This window comes from Pseudomonas sp. HY2-MNA-CIBAN-0224, assembly GCF_040310285.1.
In the GTDB taxonomy this organism is placed as follows: Bacteria; Pseudomonadota; Gammaproteobacteria; order Pseudomonadales; family Pseudomonadaceae; genus Aquipseudomonas; species Aquipseudomonas helleri.
Map to the genome: position 1 here is coordinate 1 of NZ_JBEOPQ010000756.1, position 251 is coordinate 251.

Consider the following 251-nt stretch of genomic DNA (forward strand, 5'->3'; position numbering starts at 1 on the left):
GGCCATCACTTCAACTGCGGCAAAAACACGATCGGGTGATTCGTTATAAGTCGGCATTAATATCGCGGTTCGGGTATGCAGCGCTACGGTTGCCGTAGGTACAGATGAGGTGCTTTTCAATAGAATAACAAAGCCTGCTATGCCACCACTAAATGCCAACGCTATCCAACAAAAGTTAACCGCAAACAAGACTAAAACGATGTATTCAAGCGGCGTAATACCGCCGACATTAAATACCGACACCATTTCAT

General features: G+C 45.4%; 1 protein-coding gene. It reads right to left on the reverse strand.

Annotated features, from left to right (window positions below):
* Window positions 1–251: hypothetical protein (locus tag AAEZ03_RS28350; protein WP_350583286.1), on the reverse strand; the 251-nt coding region annotated here is incomplete at both ends.